The organism is Cyanobacteriota bacterium, assembly GCA_025054735.1.
Taxonomy (GTDB): Bacteria; Cyanobacteriota; Cyanobacteriia; order SKYG9; family SKYG9; genus SKYG9.
Genome location: JANWZG010000586.1, coordinates 1 through 1,782 on the forward strand (window position 1 = coordinate 1; position 1,782 = coordinate 1,782).

At 43.7% G+C, this 1,782-nt stretch carries 2 protein-coding genes; one reads left to right on the forward strand and one right to left on the reverse strand.

Features of this window, described 5'->3' with window-relative positions; all coding sequences use genetic code 11:
- Positions 1-285 precede the first annotated feature (285 nt).
- Positions 286-585 carry a 2Fe-2S iron-sulfur cluster-binding protein gene (locus NZ772_18420; protein ID MCS6815531.1) on the reverse strand — a complete coding sequence of 100 codons (300 nt, stop codon included), beginning with the start codon at positions 583-585 and terminating at the stop codon, positions 286-288.
- Between the two features lie 609 nt (positions 586-1,194).
- Here NZ772_18420 and NZ772_18425 point away from each other — a divergent pair.
- Positions 1,195-1,782, forward strand: a 588-nt coding sequence (locus tag NZ772_18425; protein MCS6815532.1) for a response regulator, incomplete at its 3' end; no start/stop codon positions are given.

Below are 1,782 nucleotides of genomic sequence, written 5' to 3' on the forward strand. Positions count from 1 at the left end.
CAATGCTGATTTACAGCTTACTCATAAATCATACCGAAGATTGGTGCTCCCTACAGCATTGTGTCTCAACACCCAAGTTAGAATTTCTAACCCCGTTACCAAGCCTTTGGTGATTAAAGTAGTTCCAGTCACCCAGGAACATAGGTTCCAAAGCTAGGCAAGTTTGACTATATTGCCAGAATGGCTAAACAACAAATCCAGAGAGCGAAAGGTCTAGTACCTGCAACTCCCTGGATGACAATGCAATCTAGTGCTAGCGAAAAAGACTAAATCAAGAAGATCTGACTAGTATAACTGCTCTTCTTGATGGGTTTGAATGGTGCAGTCAGAAGTGGCATATGCAACACAGGTGAGTACATATCCAGCTTCTATCTGGTCATCATCCAAGAATGATTGGTCAGACTGATCAACTGTACCTGAGATTAGCTTACCAGCGCAGGTAGAGCAAGCACCTGCACGACAAGAATAGGGCAAATCCAGACCTGCTTCTTCGGCAGCATCTAGGATGTATTGGTCTTCGGGTACTTCGATCGTTGTGTTCAGACCTTCAGCTTCGTTAATGAGAGTAACTTTGAAAGTCGCCATGAATGAATCCTCTCGTTAATGGATACGGCATTTTATAATGTTCGCCAGCTAATAAACTCATGACCTGAATTCAGGCTAAATTTACTGCTGGTCAAACTTCATTTTTGATACTACGGGAAAAATTTACATTTGCAATTCCGAATCCTGGGCTGGATGAACGGGATTTGTAATCAGATGGAGAGGTTTACTCTACTTATGCTTATAGGACTGTCAAGATGTGATAGCCCGTGATTCGTACGCTCTATGCAAAATGCTGTCAACACAGAGATTTCAGTCCACCATCAGGTTAAAGGCTTCGGATCATGGTTGATTTAACCTGTTGATCAGCTAATATCCGAATAATTTATTGAACCCATTAGCGAATGTAAACTTGGGTATCTACATCCTAGCTCGCAGGCATAACTCTTAGTGAGGACTTAAGTCCTCACTACCAACCCCCTAGCTAGATTTTGTATTGCTATAGTTATCTGACTTAGACACATACCTAGTCTTTCAACACTATACCAATGCAGAAAACCCGCTATGCTTATCTAATGTGCTTAAGCAGCCAATGTGCTTAGCTGCAGGTTTGATATTGGGTTAACTGACGTTATCTGGTGCCTCTGAACTATGTTCCAAGTCTTGATAATTGATGATGATATAGCAACTAGGGCACTGTTGCGGAGAGTTCTTTCTAAGCAGGGTTATCAGGTTTTAGAGGCAAGCGGTGGCAAAGAGGGGATTGAGCAAGCACTACAACACTGCCCGGCGATCATTATTTGTGACTGGATGATGCCCCAGGTTGATGGACTGGAAGTCTGTCGTCAAGTGAAAGCAAGCCCACTGCTGTCAACAACCTACTTTATCCTGCTCACAGCACGCAGTGGTACCGAGAACCTAGTCACTGGTCTAGATACAGGGGCTGACGATTTTCTATCGAAACCGATCGAAACTAGCGAGCTAAATGCCCGTGTTAGAGCCGGTCTTCGGATCCATCAACTCACCAAAGATCTCCAGTTTAAGAACCAGTCTCTGGAAAAACTAACCAGCGATTTACAGTCCCAAAAGCAGATTTTGGAGAATGAGTTTCACGAGGCGGCTGAGTACATACGCTCTTTGCTGCCACCTCCAATAACAACTGGCAGCATTAGTATTGATGCTCGTTTTATTCCGTCTCAGCAGCTAGGTGGTGACTGCTTTGATTACTACTGGCTAGAT

Coding starts and splice junctions, on each gene's coding strand:
- NZ772_18420 (MCS6815531.1), bottom strand. CDS start 585: ATGGCGACTTTCAAAGTTACTCTCATTAACGAAGCTGAAGGTCTGAAC.